13 protein-coding genes and 1 tRNA gene are annotated in these 16,017 nt (G+C 67.5%); 7 read left to right on the forward strand and 7 right to left on the reverse strand.

Annotation, left to right across the window (positions count from 1 at the left end; genetic code table 11):
- The first annotated feature begins 67 nt into the window (after nt 1-67).
- Genes CBM2588_RS11390 through CBM2588_RS11400 form a run of 3 tightly spaced genes read left to right on the forward strand, consistent with a single transcriptional unit; the run spans nt 68 to nt 2,462 of the window.
- Nucleotides 68-670 carry a YfiR family protein gene (locus CBM2588_RS11390; protein ID WP_115680605.1) on the forward strand — a complete coding sequence of 201 codons (603 nt, stop codon included), beginning with the start codon at nt 68-70 and terminating at the stop codon, nt 668-670.
- Complete coding sequence (locus tag CBM2588_RS11395) at nt 667-1,932, forward strand: diguanylate cyclase domain-containing protein (RefSeq protein WP_115680606.1); 1,266 nt, start codon at nt 667-669, stop codon at nt 1,930-1,932. The genes CBM2588_RS11390 and CBM2588_RS11395 overlap by 4 nt, the downstream gene beginning before the upstream one ends.
- Before the next feature lie 8 nt (nt 1,933-1,940).
- Nucleotides 1,941-2,462 carry an OmpA family protein gene (locus CBM2588_RS11400; protein WP_115680607.1) on the forward strand — a complete coding sequence of 174 codons (522 nt, stop codon included), beginning with the start codon at nt 1,941-1,943 and terminating at the stop codon, nt 2,460-2,462.
- Nucleotides 2,463-2,471: 9 nt separating this feature from the next.
- Here the strand turns inward: CBM2588_RS11400 and CBM2588_RS11405 are convergent, their stop codons facing one another.
- The 6 genes from CBM2588_RS11405 to acs form a co-directional block, all read right to left on the reverse strand.
- Entirely contained in the window at nt 2,472-2,744 is a 273-nt protein-coding gene (locus CBM2588_RS11405; RefSeq protein ID WP_115680608.1) for a hypothetical protein, read from the reverse strand.
- Nucleotides 2,745-2,805: 61 nt separating this feature from the next.
- Nucleotides 2,806-3,654, reverse strand: a complete 849-nt coding sequence (locus CBM2588_RS11410; RefSeq protein ID WP_115680609.1) for a D-amino acid aminotransferase — start codon at nt 3,652-3,654, stop codon at nt 2,806-2,808.
- 115 nt (nt 3,655-3,769) lie between these two features.
- Nucleotides 3,770-4,261 carry a GNAT family N-acetyltransferase gene (locus tag CBM2588_RS11415; RefSeq protein ID WP_115680610.1) on the reverse strand — a complete coding sequence of 164 codons (492 nt, stop codon included), beginning with the start codon at nt 4,259-4,261 and terminating at the stop codon, nt 3,770-3,772.
- A 136-nt stretch (nt 4,262-4,397) separates the two neighbouring features.
- A tRNA-Ser gene (locus tag CBM2588_RS11420) sits at nt 4,398-4,488 on the reverse strand.
- A gap of 61 nt (nt 4,489-4,549) precedes the next feature.
- On the reverse strand, nt 4,550-6,601 hold the full coding sequence (locus CBM2588_RS11425; RefSeq protein WP_115680611.1) for a VC_2705 family sodium/solute symporter: 2,052 nt from the start codon (nt 6,599-6,601) through the stop codon (nt 4,550-4,552).
- 109 nt (nt 6,602-6,710) lie between these two features.
- Entirely contained in the window at nt 6,711-8,693 is a 1,983-nt protein-coding gene (acs, locus tag CBM2588_RS11430) for an acetate--CoA ligase (RefSeq protein ID WP_115680612.1), read from the reverse strand.
- Between the two features lie 309 nt (nt 8,694-9,002).
- Between acs and CBM2588_RS11435 the strand changes: the two genes are divergently transcribed.
- The 4 genes from CBM2588_RS11435 (at nt 9,003) to murI (ending at nt 13,235) form a co-directional block, all read left to right on the forward strand.
- Entirely contained in the window at nt 9,003-9,962 is a 960-nt protein-coding gene (locus tag CBM2588_RS11435) for a DMT family transporter (protein WP_115680613.1), read from the forward strand.
- A 100-nt stretch (nt 9,963-10,062) separates the two neighbouring features.
- A complete protein-coding gene (locus CBM2588_RS11440) occupies nt 10,063-10,611 on the forward strand; it encodes a TIGR00645 family protein (protein ID WP_115680614.1) in 549 nt (182 codons plus the stop codon).
- A 191-nt stretch (nt 10,612-10,802) separates the two neighbouring features.
- Nucleotides 10,803-12,326 carry a fumarate hydratase gene (locus tag CBM2588_RS11445; protein WP_025585671.1) on the forward strand — a complete coding sequence of 508 codons (1,524 nt, stop codon included), beginning with the start codon at nt 10,803-10,805 and terminating at the stop codon, nt 12,324-12,326.
- Nucleotides 12,327-12,425: 99 nt separating this feature from the next.
- On the forward strand, nt 12,426-13,235 hold the full coding sequence (gene murI, locus CBM2588_RS11450; protein ID WP_115680615.1) for a glutamate racemase: 810 nt from the start codon (nt 12,426-12,428) through the stop codon (nt 13,233-13,235).
- Between the two features lie 13 nt (nt 13,236-13,248).
- Here murI and CBM2588_RS11455 read toward each other — a convergent pair whose 3' ends face one another.
- Entirely contained in the window at nt 13,249-15,561 is a 2,313-nt protein-coding gene (locus CBM2588_RS11455) for an AAA family ATPase (RefSeq protein ID WP_115681464.1), read from the reverse strand.
- Nucleotides 15,562-16,017 lie beyond the last annotated feature (456 nt).

Here is a 16,017-nt window from a genome sequence, read left to right on the forward strand (position 1 = left end):
CACAGACAATACGCGCGGCCAGACTACAACACCGCAACCGGCCGCACCGCCCCCTTCGTTCCAGACCATGGCGCCTGCCCCAGCCAGCCCCCCGCCGATCCCGCCCGCTGCCCGTGCACGGCCGCTGCTGCGCCGCGGCCTGACCGCGCTGTTGCTGGCGGTGACGCTGGCAGTGCTGCCGGCCATGCTGCCCCCGGCCGTCACCGCGCAGCCCGCGCCGCAACGGGCCGACCTGGTCGCGCGCGTCGTCATCAGCCTGCTCGGCTACGCGCGCTGGCCGGTGGAGCGCGATCCGGTGCGGCTGTGCGTCGATCACGCCAGCCGCTATGCGGCCCGGCTCAGGGAAGGCGGCACGCTCGCCAATGGCCGCACCGTGCAGACCCGCCAGGTCGACGTGCTGGCCGACATGCTGCACCCGGCGTGCGATGCGCTGTACGTGGGCACCATGAACGAACCGCGCCGCAAGCGCCTGTCGGCCGAGCTGACCGGCCGCCCGGTGCTGGTCATCGCCGAAGAAGACTTCGAGTGCGAGGTGGGCAGCATGTTCTGCCTCAACATCCGCGACAACCAGGTCTCGTTCCGCGTCAACCTCGACACCCTCGCCCGCAGCGGCGTGCATATGCACCCCGGCGTGCTGCAGCTCGGCCGCCGCAAGGGAGCGCCGTCATGAGCCAGCGCCAGCCGGTGCACGGGCAAGGCGCGCGCCCCACCCTCTACAGCGTGCTGCGCCGTATCCACCTGGGCGTGGCGCTGATCGCGGTATGCACCGCGGGCCTGGCGCTGACCGCGATCGGCGTCACCGCGCTGCGCGTCTACGCCGACCACAACGTGCGGCTGGTGGCACGCTCGATCGCCTATACGCTGGAAGCGCCGGTGGTGTTCCGCGACCAGGCGGCCACCGCCGAAACGCTGGCCGCGATCGCGGCCTCGGAAGACATCGCCCGCGCCACCGTCTATGACCGCGACCACCACGTGCTGGCGGTATGGCAGCGCCCCGGCCAGGCCCCGCTGACCGGCCTGCGCCACGCGCTGCTCGAATGGCTGGGCACCGATGCGGTAGAGCAGCCCATCGTGCACCAGGCGCAGCAAGTCGGCACGCTGCGCGTCAGCGGCGACCCGCGCAACCTGCTGCACTTCCTGCTGCAAGGCGCGCTGGGGCTGCTGGCCTGCCTGCTGCTGACCGCGGTCGGCGCCCACTACCTGGCCAGCCGGCTGCTGGTGCAGATCATCGAGCCGCTGCGCAACCTGATGCGGGTGGCGCACGCAGTGCGTTCGCAGCGCGATTTCGCGCAGCGAACGCCGCCGGCCAGCATCGCCGAGCTCAATGCCCTGAGCGATGACTTCAACGGCCTGCTCGACGAACTGCAGACCTGGCAGAACCAGATGCAGCACGAAAACCGCTCGCTCGCCCACCGCGCCAACCACGATGCCCTGACCGGGCTGCTGAACCGCGCCGCCTTCGTCGAAGCGCTGGAGCACGCGGTGCGCCACGCCGCCGCCAACGACGAATATGCCGCGGTGCTGTACCTGGACAGCGACGATTTCAAGCACGTGAACGACCGCCACGGCCATGCCGCGGGCGACGCGGTGCTGGTCGCGGTGGCCCAGCGCATCCGCGCCAGCCTGCGCGGCCGCGACACCGTGGCGCGCATCGGCGGCGACGAATTCGCGGTGCTGGCCACCGCGCTGCGCGCCCCCGCCGATGCGATCCAGATCGCCGAACATATCCTGCAGGCCATGGCCGCTCCCATCGACCTGCCCGACGGCAGCTCGGTGCAGGCCTCGCTCAGCATCGGACTTGCCGTCTTCCCGCTCCACGCGCAAGGCAGCCAGGGCCTGCTGCACGCCGCCGACGCCGCCATGTACGGCGCCAAGCGGCGCTCCGGCGGCATCTGGCAAAGCGCCGAGCCGCGCCTCGACGTCACGCAGTGAGAATCCACATGTTTGCAAGCCGTCCCCCGACAAGCCTCACATCCAGATGGAAAGCCTGGGTGGCGGCCGTCATGCTGGCCAGCCTCGCCGTGGCGGGCTGCCAGACCACGCCGCCCGCCGGCCGGCTGTCGCCGGCGCAGCTGGCGGTCTTGCAGCAGGAGGGCTTCATGCAGACCGGCGAGGGCTGGGAGCTGGGCCTCACCGACAAGGTGCTGTTCGGTTTCAACGAAGACCTGATCGAAGGGGACCGCGCCGCCAACGTGCAGCGCATCGGCCGGGCGCTGAGCGGCGTGGGCATCGAGCGCCTGCGCGTGGACGGCCATACCGATGATGCCGGCTCGGCGGACTACAACCAGTCGCTGTCGGTGCGGCGCGCCGAGGCCGTGGCCAGGCTGCTTGCCGATGCCGGCTTTGCGCGCGACAACATCGAAGTACGCGGGCTGGGCAAGAACCGCCCGGTGGCGGACAACCGCACCGCCGCGGGACGCGCCGAGAACCGGCGCGTCGCCATCATCGTTTCGGTGGATTAGACCGTCGGCTCAGTCGCCGAAGGGATTGGGCGCGCGATTCTCCAGCGCCTCGTTCAGGTCGAACTCGTCGCGCACCTTGTCGACCACCGCGCGCACACTGGCGGCATAGCCGTGCAGATTGTCGAAGGCCATGTCCCAGTTGCGGCCGCGCGCGTCGCGCGGATGGGGCTGCGGGGCCGGCACCCGGATCCGGGCACCGTCTTCGCCGATTTCATCGATCTGCTGGATACGCCGGCCGACCTCGTCCTGCAAGGCACGCCGGCCGCGCTCACGCTTGGCCATGACTGACTCCTGGCTGAATCCCAACGCATCCTAGCACGCGTCGGGAGACCCTTCCAGGCACTTACAGCGCCGCCTTGGCCGCCTGGTAAGCCGCGTACAGGCGCGCGAACACCGGCCCCGGCACGCCCTTGCCGATCGGACGGCCATCGATGCTGACCACCGGCAGCAACTCCTTGCTGGCCGACGACAGCAGCACCTCGTCGGCGGCAAATACCTCGTCCCTGGCGATCCGGCGCGACTGCAGCGCAATCCCCATCGCCTCGCAGATTTCCTCCATGAAGCCGTAGCGGATGCCTTCCAGGATCAGGTTGTCCTTGGGCGGCGCCGACACGCGGCCATCGCGCACCACCCACACATTGGACGCCGACGCCTCGGTCAGCCAGCCGTCGCGGAACTGGATCGCCTCGGTCACGCCCTGCTCCACCGCATGCTGCGCCGCCAGCACGTTGCCGAGCAGCGAGGTCGACTTGATCTGGCAATTCAGCCAGCGCCGGTCCTCCATGGTCACGCACGCGACCCCCTGCTCGACCATCTGCGCCGACGGCAGCGCCATCGGATTGGTCATGATCAGCACCGTCGGCACCACCTCCTTCGGAAAGGCATGGGTGCGCTTGGCCACGCCACGGGTCACCTGGATATAGACCAGCTGATCCGACAGGCCATTGGCCCTGACCACCTCGCCGACACGCTCCAGCCACTGCGCGGCGCTGTACGGGTCGGGAATGCCGATGCCCTCCAGGCTTCGGTGCAGCCGCGCCAGGTGCTGCGCGCCGCGGAAAGGCTTGCCGTGGTAATACGGGATCACCTCATAAATGCCGTCGCCGAAGATAAAGCCGCGGTCCAGCACCGGGATGCGGGCCTCGGAGAGCGGGGTCAGGGTGCCGTTGAGGTGGACGATCGGGTCGGACATGGTTGCAGGGGGCAGTTCGAAAGAGATGCCTGATTCTTTCACGCGCGGTCCGACAAGGTCATGCAATCTACGCATGAGCACGGCCGCGCGCCCACGCATCGGCAAAGGGGCCCGATCAGACCGGCGCCAGCGCCTTTGACAGCAGCACCGTGGTGAAGCCGCTGTCCCAACTTTCATCGGGATAGAAATCGATCTCGGCATAGCCGTGGCGCCGATAGAAAGCCCGGCTTTGCTGGTTGAACGTATCCGTCTCCAGCCGCGCCTCGCGATGTCCGGCGCGCGCCATCTCGGCTTCCGCATGCGCCAGCAGCGCCCCACCCAGCCCCATCCGCTGCCAGGCCCGGCCGACATGCAGCGCCCAGACGAAATTGTTTTCCCAATCCACCATCGCGGCCGGCACGCCGTCCACGCAGGCGACACGGAATTCCTGCAGTCGTGCTTCGACGTAGCTGCGGGTCTTGCCTTGCTGTTCGAACGCCGCCGCGGCGGCGGGAGCCAGTTGCGGCTTCCAGGTGCCGAGGTAGGTATCGATCAGGATCGCTTCCACGGCTTGCGCGTCCGAGGGCAAGGCGGGGCGGATTTCGAAATGGGAGGTGAAATTGGTCATGGGACGAGAGCATAACCGGGACGCGGAAGAATCGGCAGCCCTTGCGCGGGCTCGCTCCAAGCCAGTTGACCGGCCCGGAAAACAAAAAAAGCCGCCCGAAAAAACGGGCGGCTTTGCATGGCCTTGCTCAGTGTTCTGGCGGAGAGAGGGGGATTCGAACCCCCGATGGGCTATTAACCCATACACGCTTTCCAGGCGTGCGACTTAAACCACTCATCCATCTCTCCGGGAAGTCCGCGATTATAGCAGAGTTGCCGGTCGAATCCAGTACCTCGCCACCACCCTGCCCTACCCCTTGCGCAGGTAGGTCACCAGCCGGTCGATCACCGGCGCGTTGCGGGGCGTCAGCAGGCTGACCACGATCGCTACCGCGAAGCCCGCGGGAACCCCGAAGGCGCCGGAGGCGATGGGATCCACGCCGAACCAGCGGTTGCCGAAAATGCCGGTCATGCGGGTGAAAAAAGGATAGTTGACGAAGATGTAGTACACCGCCACGCCCAGCCCGGCGATCATGCCGGCGAAGGCGCCGGCGGCGGTGGTGCGGCGCCAGAAGATGCCGAGGATCAGGACCGGGAAAAAGCTGGAGGCCGCCAGCGAGAAGGCGGCGCCGACCAGGAACAGGATATTGCCGGGGCGCAGCGATGTGACGTACGAGGCGAACAGTGCCACGGCCAGCAGCACGATCTTGGCGGTGGTGACGCGCCGCTGGTGGCTCGCCTGGCGGTCGACCATGTGATAGAAGACATCGTGCGAGAGCGCGTTGGCGATGGTCAGCAGCAAGCCGTCCGCCGTCGATAGCGCGGCCGCCAGCGCGCCGGCGGCGATCAGCCCGGAGATGACGTACGGCAGGCCGGCAATCTCCGGGGCGGCGAGCACGATCATGTCGGGCTGCAGCAGGATTTCGGCCCATTGCACGATGCCGTCGCCGTTGACGTCGCGGATGCCGAACACCGGCGGATCGACCTTGCGCCATTGCACCACCCACTGCGGCAGGTCGGCGTACGAGGTACCGACCAGGTGCTCGAAGAACTCGTACTTCACCAGCGCCGCGAGCGTGGGTGCCGAGACATAGAGCAAGGCGATACAGAACACGGCCCAGGCCACGGAGTTGCGCGTTTCCCGAACCGAAGGCGTGGTGTAGAGCCGCGTCAGGATATGCGGCAGGCTGGCGGTGCCCACCATCAGGCAGAACACCAGCAGTACGAAATTGAGCCGCTTGGTCTTGCGCTCCTGCTCGGATGCCGCGGGATAGGGTTCGGTGGACGACATCGAATGGCGGCTGCGGGCCAGCGCTTCTTCGCGTTGCTGGTGCCATTGCTGCTGCGCGGCGGCGGCATCGCGCGGGAATTCGAGCCGTTCGCGCTCGAGCGCCTTGATTTCGCGCAGCGGCGCATTGCGCGTGCGCAGGTCCTGCAGGCGCGCATCCAGCGCGTCGCGCTCCTGCGCGAAAGACTCAGGCAAGCGCGCGATGCGCTCCTGCAGCAGGATGGCCTGCTGCCGGTAGTAGTCGCGCACCGCCCGCTCGGCCGGCTCGCGCTCCAGCTGCTGTTCACGGGCATCCAGCTGCGTCAGCAGCGTGCCGTAGCTCAGTTGCGGCAGCGGTTCCTGGTGGTGTTTCCACGCGATCATCGATACCGTGACCAGGAACGCCACGATCATCATGATGTACTGCGCCACCTGCGTCCACGTGACCGCGCGCATGCCGCCCAGGAAGGAGCAGACCAGGATGCCCGCCAGGCCGAAGAAAATGCCGACGGCAAACTCGACGCCGATGAAGCGCGTCACCACCAGTCCCACGCCCTGTATCTGCGCCACCAGGTAGACGAACGAGCAAAGCGAGGCGGCCAGCACCGCGATCGCCCGCACCGGCAGGTTGCCGCCGGGCTTGCCGTTGCCATAGCGCGCGGCGAGAAAGTCGGGGATGGTGTAGCCGCCGTACTTGCGCAGGTAGGGCGCCAGCAGGAAGGCCACCAGGCAATAGCCGCCGGTCCATCCCATCACATAGGCCAGCCCTTCGTAGCCCGAGGAAAACAGGATGCCGGCCAGGCCGATGAACGATGCCGCGCTCATCCAGTCGGCGGCAATCGCCATGCCGTTGAACATCGCCGGCACGCGCCGCGACGCGACGTAATACTCGTTGAGGTCCGAGGTGCGGCAGATCAGCCCGATGCAGGCATAGATCGCGATGGTGATGAACAGGAAGACGTAGCCCAGCCACAGCGCATCGGCGTTGGAGCGCTCCAGCAATCCCATCATCCCCACGAAGCCGAACAGCCCCAGCGTGAACAGGCCGTAATAGAGCAGCAACCGTCGGCGAAAGCGCGCCTGGGCTTCGGGCATGAGGGGACAGTCCGTGTCGGTGGGAAGCTATCGTAACAAACCCGCCGGCGCGCGGGTGCGCGGCGGCGGGTTCAGGGCTCGGCTCCGGGTTGCCGGGTCACCGGCGGGGTTACTGGGCCTGTTTCAGCTGATCGAGGATGGCCGGATTCTCCAGCGTCGAGGTGTCCTGCGTAATCTCTTCGCCCTTGGCCAGCGACCGCAGCAGGCGGCGCATGATCTTGCCCGAGCGCGTCTTGGGCAGGTTGTCGCCAAAGCGGATGTCCTTGGGCTTGGCGATCGGGCCGATCTCCTTGCCGACCCAGTTGCGCAGCTCGGTGGCGAGCTTGGCCGCTTCCTCGCCGCTCGGGCGCGAGCGCTTGAGCACGACGAAGGCGCAGATCGCTTCGCCGGTCATGTCGTCCGGGCGGCCTACCACCGCGGCTTCTGCCACCAGCGGGTTGGCCACCAGCGCCGACTCGATCTCCATCGTGCCCATGCGGTGCCCCGACACGTTCAGCACGTCGTCGATGCGGCCCATGATGGTGAAGTAGCCGGTTTCCTTGTCGCGGATCGAGCCGTCGCCGGCCAGGTAGAGCTTGCCGCCGAGCTCTTCGGGGAAGTAGCTCTTCTTGAAGCGCTCCGGATCGCCCCAGATGGTGCGGATCATCGCCGGCCACGGGCGCTTGACCACCAGGATGCCGCCGCTGCCGTTGGGCACGTCCTGTCCGGTCTCGTCGACGATGGCGGCCATGATGCCCGGCAGCGGCAGCGTGCACGAGCCCGGCACCAGCGGCGTCGCGCCCGGCAGCGGCGTGATCATGTGGCCGCCGGTCTCGGTCTGCCAGAAGGTGTCGACGATCGGGCAGCGTTCGTTGCCGACGTTCTTGTAGTACCACATCCACGCTTCCGGGTTGATCGGCTCGCCCACGGTGCCGAGCAGGCGCAGGCTCGACAGGTCGTACTGCTTCGGGTGGATCTTCTCGTCGGCCTCGGCGGCCTTGATCAGCGAGCGGATGGCAGTCGGCGCGGTGTAGAAGATGCTGACCTTGTGGCGCGCGATCATGTCCCAGAAGCGGCCGGCGTTCGGGTAGGTCGGCACGCCCTCGAACACCACCTGGGTGGCGCCGGCCGCCAGCGGGCCGTAGGCGATATAGGTGTGGCCCGTGACCCAGCCGATGTCGGCGGTACACCAGAACAGGTCGTCGGGCTTGATGTCGAACGACCACTTCATCGTCATCAGCGCCCACAGCAGGTAGCCGCCGGTGCTGTGCTGCACGCCCTTGGGCTTGCCGGTGGAACCGGAGGTGTAGAGCACGAACAGCGGATGCTCGGCGCCGACGGGCTCAGCCTCGCAGGTATCGGGCTGGTTGGCGCAGACGTCGTCGAGCCAGCGGTCGCGGCCCTCGGTCCAGCCGACGTTGCCGCCGGTGCGGCGGTACACGATCACGTTCTTCACGGCCTCGCAGCCGCCCAGCGCCAGCGCGTCGTCGGCGATGGCCTTCAGCGGCAGCGCCTTGCCGCCGCGCATCTGCTCGTCGGCGGTGATCAGCGCCACCGCGCCCACGTCGACCAGACGCTCCTGCAGCGACTTGGCGGAGAAGCCGCCGAACACCACCGAGTGCGTCGCGCCCAGGCGCGCGCAGGCCTGCATCGCCACCACGCCCTCGACCGACATCGGCATGTAGATCACCACGCGGTCGCCCTTCTTGATGCCGAGCGACTTCAGGCCGTTGGCGAAGCGGCACACCTTGGCATGCAGGTCGCGGTAGGTGACGCGGCTGACGGTGCCGTCGTCGGCCTCGAACACGATCGCGACCTTGTCGGCATTGCCATTCTGCAGGTTGCGGTCCAGGCAGTTGTACGAGGCGTTGAGCTCGCCGTCCTCGAACCACTTGTAGAAAGGCGCATTGCTCTCGTCCAGCACCTTGGTGAAGGGCTTGTTCCAGTGCAGCAACTCGCGCGCGTAGCGGGCCCAGAAGCCCTCGTAGTCGCGCTCGGCTTCCTCGCACAGCGCGCGGTAGGCGTCCATGCTGGGGATGGCGGCCTGGCTGGCAAACGCCTCGGGCGGGTTGAACACGCGATGCTCCTGCATCACCGATTCGATGGCGGACATGGACTCGTCTCCTGATTTTGGACTGGCTTTGGCTGCCACGTTACGCCCGACGGCTTACTTAAACCTGACGATAAATCCCTGCAGCCGGCAGGATCAGGTGCTGCAACGTGTTGCATTGCAGCGGGAAGAATCGGGGGGCGCGCCGCGAAAGTGCAGCCTTCTCCATTAGGCTAGCACAGCTATAATGCCGCGAGCCTGATACCTGAATGCGACGCTGGCCCTTGCCACGCGGCGCCGCACCGACCAGCACGGACGCTTGCCCGTGCACCCCGCCGGCCGGTCGACCGGAAGATCCCCGAGCAAGTACCCGTGCCCGCCAACGCTCCTGTCTTCGCTCCCGTCTACGTGCTGTTTCTGATTGCCTCAATGGCGCTGGTCGGCAGCAACGTCGGACTCGGCAAGTCGATCATCGCGCATGTGCCGGTGCTGCTGTTCGCGCTGCTTCGCTTTGTCATCGCCATCGTCTGCCTGGCGCCCTGGTACCGACCCGCGCGCATGCGTCGGGTCTCGCGCAGGGAATGGCTGAACCTGTTCCTGCAGGCGTTCTTCGGCACCTTCCTGTTTACGCTGCTGATGCTCAACGGCGTGCGCCTGACCAGCGCCATGGCCGCCGGCGTGATCACCAGCACCATCCCCGCCACGGTGGCGCTGCTGTCCTGGCTGCTGCTGCGCGAACGGCTGTCGCGGCGCACGCTGCTGTCGGTGCTGCTGGCGGTGGCCGGCATCGCCGTGCTCAACATCGCGCGCGGCGATTCCCACGGCGCCGGCGCAGGCAGCCAGGCCTGGCTGGGCAACCTGATGATCATGGGCGCGGTGGTGTGCGAGTCGATCTACGTGATCCTGTCGCGCCGGCTCACGCAGACGCTGGCCGCGATCGAGATCTGCGCCTACACCCACCTGATCGGCGGACTGCTGATGCTGCCGCTGGGACTGGTGCCGCTGCTGAACTTCGACGCCGCCGCGGTGCCGGCGCAGACCTGGCTGATGGTGCTGTGGTACGCGCTGTCGGCCAGCGTGTTCTCGTTCTGGCTGTGGATGAAAGGCATCCGCCATGTGCCGGCGCAGCTGGCCGGGGTCTTCACCTCGGTGCTGCCGGTGGCCGCGGCCACCTACGGCATCGTCTTCCTGGGCGAGCAGCCGGGCTGGCCGCACGGCGTGGCGCTGGCGTGCGTGCTGGCGGGGATCGTGCTGGCCAGCTGGCCGGGCCGGATCACGCGCGGCGCGTGGCGCGCCAAGGCGGCAGGGACCGAGCCGGGCGCGCGGGCCTGAGCGGCCTGGCGTGGCTGCGGTTACCGCTGGTAACACAGCGCTGCCATGGTCGCTTGGTACAATCCACGCCGATTTTCAACTCCGCCGACCCCGCCCCGCCATGGCTTCCAACCCGATTCCCAAGCCGCAGCCGCAGACCCTGCGGCCGATCCCGAGCATCATCTTCGCGTCGCGCTGGCTGCAACTGCCGCTGTACCTGGGCCTGATCGTGGCCCAGGGCGTCTACGTCTACCATTTCCTGATCGAAGTCTGGCATCTGCTCGCCCACGTGACCGAGTTCGACGAGAACAAGATCATGCTGGTGGTGCTGGGCCTGATCGACGTGGTGATGATCTCCAACCTGCTGATCATGGTGATCGTCGGCGGCTACGAGACCTTCGTCTCGCGGCTTGGCATCGACAACCATCCCGACGAGCCCGAATGGCTCGACCACGTCAACGCCGGCGTGCTGAAGGTCAAGCTGTCGATGGCGCTGATCGGGATCTCGTCGATCCACCTGCTCAAGACCTTTATCGACGCCGAGCAGCGCACTACCCATACCATCATGTGGCAGGTGGCGATCCACCTGGCGTTCCTGCTGTCGGCAGTGGCGATGGCGTGGGTGGACCGCATGGTGACCCACCCTGCCGGCGCGCACGCCAAGCATTGACGACGGCTTGCGGGCCCCCCTGCTGACTAACCGCGGCCATGTGCCGCGGTTTTTGCTTTTGAGCCGGCGCGTTCGCCGGCAGCGGCGTTTGCCGCACATTACCGGCTGTGGACGGCTGTATGCAGACGGGCAGAGCGGCGCCGCTCAGTGTATGATTTCGGGCTGTGTTTCACCGCTGCCCACCCCACAAAATGACAGTCATCAAGCAAGAAGACCTCATCCAGAGCGTCGCCGACTCCCTGCAGTACATCAGCTACTACCACCCGATGGACTACATCACCAGCCTGGGCCGCGCCTACGAGCTGGAGCAGAGCCCGGCGGCCAAGGACGCGATCGCGCAGATCCTGACCAACAGCCGCATGTGCGCGGAAGGCAAGCGCCCGATCTGCCAGGACACCGGCATCGTCACGGTCTTCGTCAAGGTGGGCATGGACGTGCGCTGGGACGGTGCCACCATGGGCCTGACCGACATGATCAACGAGGGTGTGCGCCGCGGCTATACGCACCCGGACAACGTGCTGCGTGCGTCGATCGTCAGCCCGCCCGAAGGCGGCCGCAAGAACACCAAGGACAACACCCCGGCCGTGATCCACTATGAAGTGGTGCCGGGCAACACCGTCGACATCCAGGTCGCGGCCAAGGGCGGCGGCTCGGAGAACAAGTCCAAGTTCGTGATGCTGAACCCGTCGGACTCGATCGTCGACTGGGTGCTGAAGACCGTGCCGACCATGGGCGCCGGCTGGTGCCCGCCGGGCATGCTGGGCATCGGCATCGGCGGCACCGCCGAGAAGGCGATGGTGATGGCCAAGGAATCGCTGATGGAATCCATCGACATCCAGGACATCATCGCGCGCGGCCCGAAGGACTGGGTCGAGGAACTGCGCGTCGAGCTGTACGAGAAGGTCAACGCGCTGGGCATCGGCGCGCAGGGCCTGGGCGGCCTGGCCACCGTGCTGGACGTCAAGATCATGGCCTGCCCGACGCACGCCGCATCCAAGCCGGTGGCGATGATCCCGAACTGCGCCGCCACCCGCCACGTGCATTTCACGCTGGACGGCAGCGGCCCCGCCAAGCTGGAGGCGCCGGACCTGTCGCAATGGCCGAAGGTCGAATGGGCACCGAACACCGAGACCTCCAAGCGCGTCGACCTGGACACGCTCACGCCGGAAGAAGTCGCCTCGTGGAAGCCGGGCCAGACCCTGCTGCTCAACGGCAAGATGCTGACGGGCCGCGACGCCGCGCACAAGCGCATCGCCGACATGCTGGCCAAGGGCGAGAAGCTACCGGTGGACTTCAAGAACCGCGTGATCTACTACGTCGGCCCGGTCGATCCGGTGCGCGACGAGGCGGTCGGCCCGGCCGGCCCCACCACCGCCACGCGCATGGACAAGTTCACCGAGATGATGCTGGCCGAGACCGGCCTGATCTCGATGATCGGCAAGGCCGAGCGCGGCCCGGTGGCAATCGAGGCCATCAAGAAGCACAAGTCGGCCTACCTGATGGCCGTGGGCGGCGCCGCCTACCTGGTGGCCAAGGCGATCAAGCAAGCCAGGGTGGTCGGCTTCGAAGACCTGGGCATGGAAGCGATCTACGAGTTCGAGGTCAAGGACATGCCGGTGACGGTGGCTGTGGACAGCGAAGGCACCTCGGTGCACAAGACCGGCCCGGCGGAATGGCAGGCCAAGATCGGCAAGATTCCGGTCGCCGCGCTGTAAGCCGCCACGCGCCGGGACGGTAGAATCTGCCGTCGCGCTCGAAAAGCCGGGTTCCGACCCGGCTTTTTTCTGCCCTATTTCCTGTCATCCCCCATCCCCGTGAACCCCGCACCCATCGGCGTCTTCGATTCCGGCCTCGGCGGCCTGTCGGTGCTGCGCGAGATCCGCGCCCTGCTGCCGCACGAGCCGCTGCTGTACCTGGCCGACTCGAAGTACGCGCCCTACGGCGAAAAGCCCGAACACTTTGTCGAAGCGCGCACGCTGCAGACCTGCGAGTGGATGATCGGCCAGGGCTGCAAGGCGCTGGTGATCGCCTGCAATACCGCCACCGGCCATGCCGTGGCGTTGCTGCGCGAGCGGCTGCCGGTGCCGATCATCGGCGTCGAGCCCGGCCTGAAGCCCGCCGCCGCGGCCAGCCGCAGCAAGGTGGTCGGCGTGCTGGCGACCGCCAATACGCTCAAGAGCGCCAAGTTCGCGCGGCTGCTGGCATCGCTGGACGGTGAAAGCCGCTTCCTGTGCCAGGCCGGGCTGGGACTGGTGACGCTGGTCGAGCAAGGCCAGATCGACGGACCCGCGGTGCGCGAGCGCCTGGACGCCTATCTCGCGCCGATGCTGGAAGCCGGCGCCGACACGCTGGTACTGGGCTGCACGCACTACCCCTTCCTGGCAGGCGCCATCCATGCCATCGCCGGCAACCGGCTGATGCTGGTCGATACCGGCAGCGCGGTGGCGCGCCAGCTGGCGCGCAAGCTGGCCGAGCACGGGCTGGCGGCGCCGCCCGATGCCGCGAGGCGTGACCGCTTTCTCTCGACCAAGGATGCCGCGCACCTGTGCGCGATGGTGGCGGCGCTGCTGCAGGCGCAGGCCGATGCGGAGACCGTGGTGATCGAGCCGGCGCCGGCGTTCTGACCGGCGCCCTGGGCTAGCGCAGGAAGCCCAGCGGCCGGTGCTCGCGCACCTCGGGCTTGATCGCATGCTCCTGGCGCAGCTGCGCCAGGAATTCGTCGGGCGTCAGCGCCTCGCCCAGCAGCACGCACTGGCGCTTGACCGTGGCAAAGTCGCCGGGCGTCAGGCAATCCATCGCATCCAGGTCCGCGCGCATGGCGTCGGTCAGGCCGGCGGCGTCGCCGTCGAGGGCCTCGTCGACGAACATGGCCACGCGTTGCGCGGGCTTCAGCGCCAGGAAACGGATCTTGAACGAGAAGCGGCGCAGCGCCGCCTCGTCGATGCGGTCGAACAGGTTGGTGGTGCAGATGAAGATGCCGTTGAAGCGCTCCATGCCCTGCAGCATCTCGTTGACCTCTGATATCTCGTAGTTGCGCACCGCCTGCTGACGGCTCTGCATGAAGCTGTCGGCCTCATCCAGCAGCAGCACCGCGCCGTCCTCTTCCGCGCGCGCGAACATCGCGGCGATCTGTTGCTCGGTCTCGCCCACGTACTTGCTCATCAGGTCCGAGGCGCGCCGGATCATCAGCGGCAGGTCCAGCTCGGCCGCGATATGCTCGGCCAGCGCGGTCTTGCCGGTGCCGGGCGGGCCATAGAAGCACAGCGTGCCGCGCTGGCGCACGCGCAGCGCGTCGACGATCTTGACCACGTCGTAGCGGGTCTCGAGATGCAGGTTCTCCAGCCGGTAGTGCGTGACCACCGGGCGTGCCTCGGCCTCGGGGCGCAGGCCCATGGCGCGGTCGGCATGTTCGAGCTGGCGCAGGATCAGCGCCTCCACCGGCTCTTCCACCGATTCTTCCAAGTTCGGCCGCGCCAGTTCGACAAAGCGCGCCGCCGACTGCACCTGCGCCGGCGTCAGGGTCTTGCGCCCGGCCAGCCCGGTGATAAAGGCGTCGCTGACGGCCAGCCCGCCCAGGTGCTTGCGGATGATGTTCTCGCGCACCAGCGGCGGCGGGATCTTCAGCTCGAGGTGGAACTGGAAGCGGCGCAGGTAGGCGGGGTCGATCTGCCGGATCGAATTGGAAATCCAGATCACCGGCACCGGGTTCTGCTCCAGCGTCTGGTTGACCCAGGCCTTGCCGTTGACCGAGGCGCGCGTGTCTTCCTGCCCGAACAGGCTCATCAGCTCGCGCGCGCTGCCCGGGAACACGTCTTCGACTTCATCGAACAGCAGCGCGGTATGGGCGCGCCCGCGCAGGAACGCCTGCGACACCTGCAGCGAGCGGTAGCGGTCCTTGCCCGACAGGCTGTTGCCGTCGCGATCGAGGCAATCGACCTCATACAGCTCGCAGCCGGCCTCGCGCGCCAGCAGCCGGGCGAATTCCGTCTTGCCGGTGCCGGGCGGGCCGTAGATCAGCACGTTGACGCCACTGGCGTGCTGGCGCGTGGCATTGGCCAGCAGCGCGCGCAGGTAGCGCGCGTCGGTCTCCACGTGCGGATAGTCGGCGGTGGTCAGCGTGGGCGGCGCGGCCGGGCGCGTGAAGACCGCCATCATCTCGGCCTCGTTGGCGTAGTTGCCGAGCAGCACGTGCAGCAGCCGGTCCGACAGCCGCATCAGGTCGCCCAGGTCGGTCACGCTGTTTTCGGGCAGCGGCTGCTCGATCAGGTTCAGCGTCTCCAGCCGCGAGCCGGGCCGCAGCGATGCCGCCACGTCGGCCGCGCCGGCGCCGGTCAGTCCGGCCAGGATCTGGAACGCCTCCTGGCTGTGCGCTACCTTGCAGTCGACCATCACCGCGCGCAGGTCGCGCTTGTACTTGGCCAGCGCGGCATACAGCAGCAGCTTGCGCTCATGGTCGGGCAGGTCCAGCACGTGGCTGAGCATGTCGATATTGCGCACCAGCAGCACGCGCTCGCCTTCAAGCCGCTGGGCAATGGCCGCGGCCGACGCGTCGAACACGGCAAACATGTCCTTGGCGTGGTGCTTGACGTACTCGTCGAGGTAATAGAACAGCGCGCTTTCGTCGAAGGCGCTGTTCCACTGGCCGTGGCGGTCGAGGAATTCTTCCGGGGTCAGGCGCGCCGCGCCCTTCCAGGCGGGCATGTCGGCGCAGCGCGCGGCCAGGAAGCGCTGCACGCGCAGCACCACGCCGTACGGCCACACCATCTCCTGCGCGCTGACGGTCAGGACATCGTTGATATTGCTGCGCAGGTTGAAGCGCGGGCCCAGCGCGCAAACCACGCGCAACGCGAACTGCGCGCACATCCAGTCCAGCGCCGAGCTGGACGATGCGCCGGGCATGGAGCGCAGCAGCGTCGATCGGTCATCTTCAGCAAAACGTGTGAAGTCCATGAACGGGTCCCCGAGCGCGCGATGCGCAATGGCGGGCCGCGACAGGCGCACCGCCACGTCTGCAGTGTCTTTCTATGCTAGCGCGCTTTCCCGCCCCGCGGGCGCGCCCGTGCGCGGCCGGCGCCGGCCAGGGTGGCCTGGGGCACCGAAGCGCGGCGCGGTGCGATGGCGTGCCAGCGCGCATGATTCAACCGTATTGCCCCCTCCCGATTTGCCGCCGGGACTTGCCGGTATAACGCGCGCGGGCCGAAAATTCCAGTTGCGACGCACAAATCACAACAAATAAGAATCATTATCGTTTATACTCAGCCGCTGACACGCTGCCCCAGAGTGGCGCTCCCACGGCAACCCAGTTGAAGGAGCGTTTATCATGGAATTGCTGCTTAGCCTGCTGGTCGGTTGCGGCATCTCGCTGATCCTGTTCTACCGCAAGTGACGGGGCACGGCCGCCGAGGT

The sequence above is a fragment of the Cupriavidus taiwanensis genome, from assembly GCF_900250075.1.
GTDB lineage: Bacteria > Pseudomonadota > Gammaproteobacteria > Burkholderiales > Burkholderiaceae > Cupriavidus > Cupriavidus taiwanensis_C.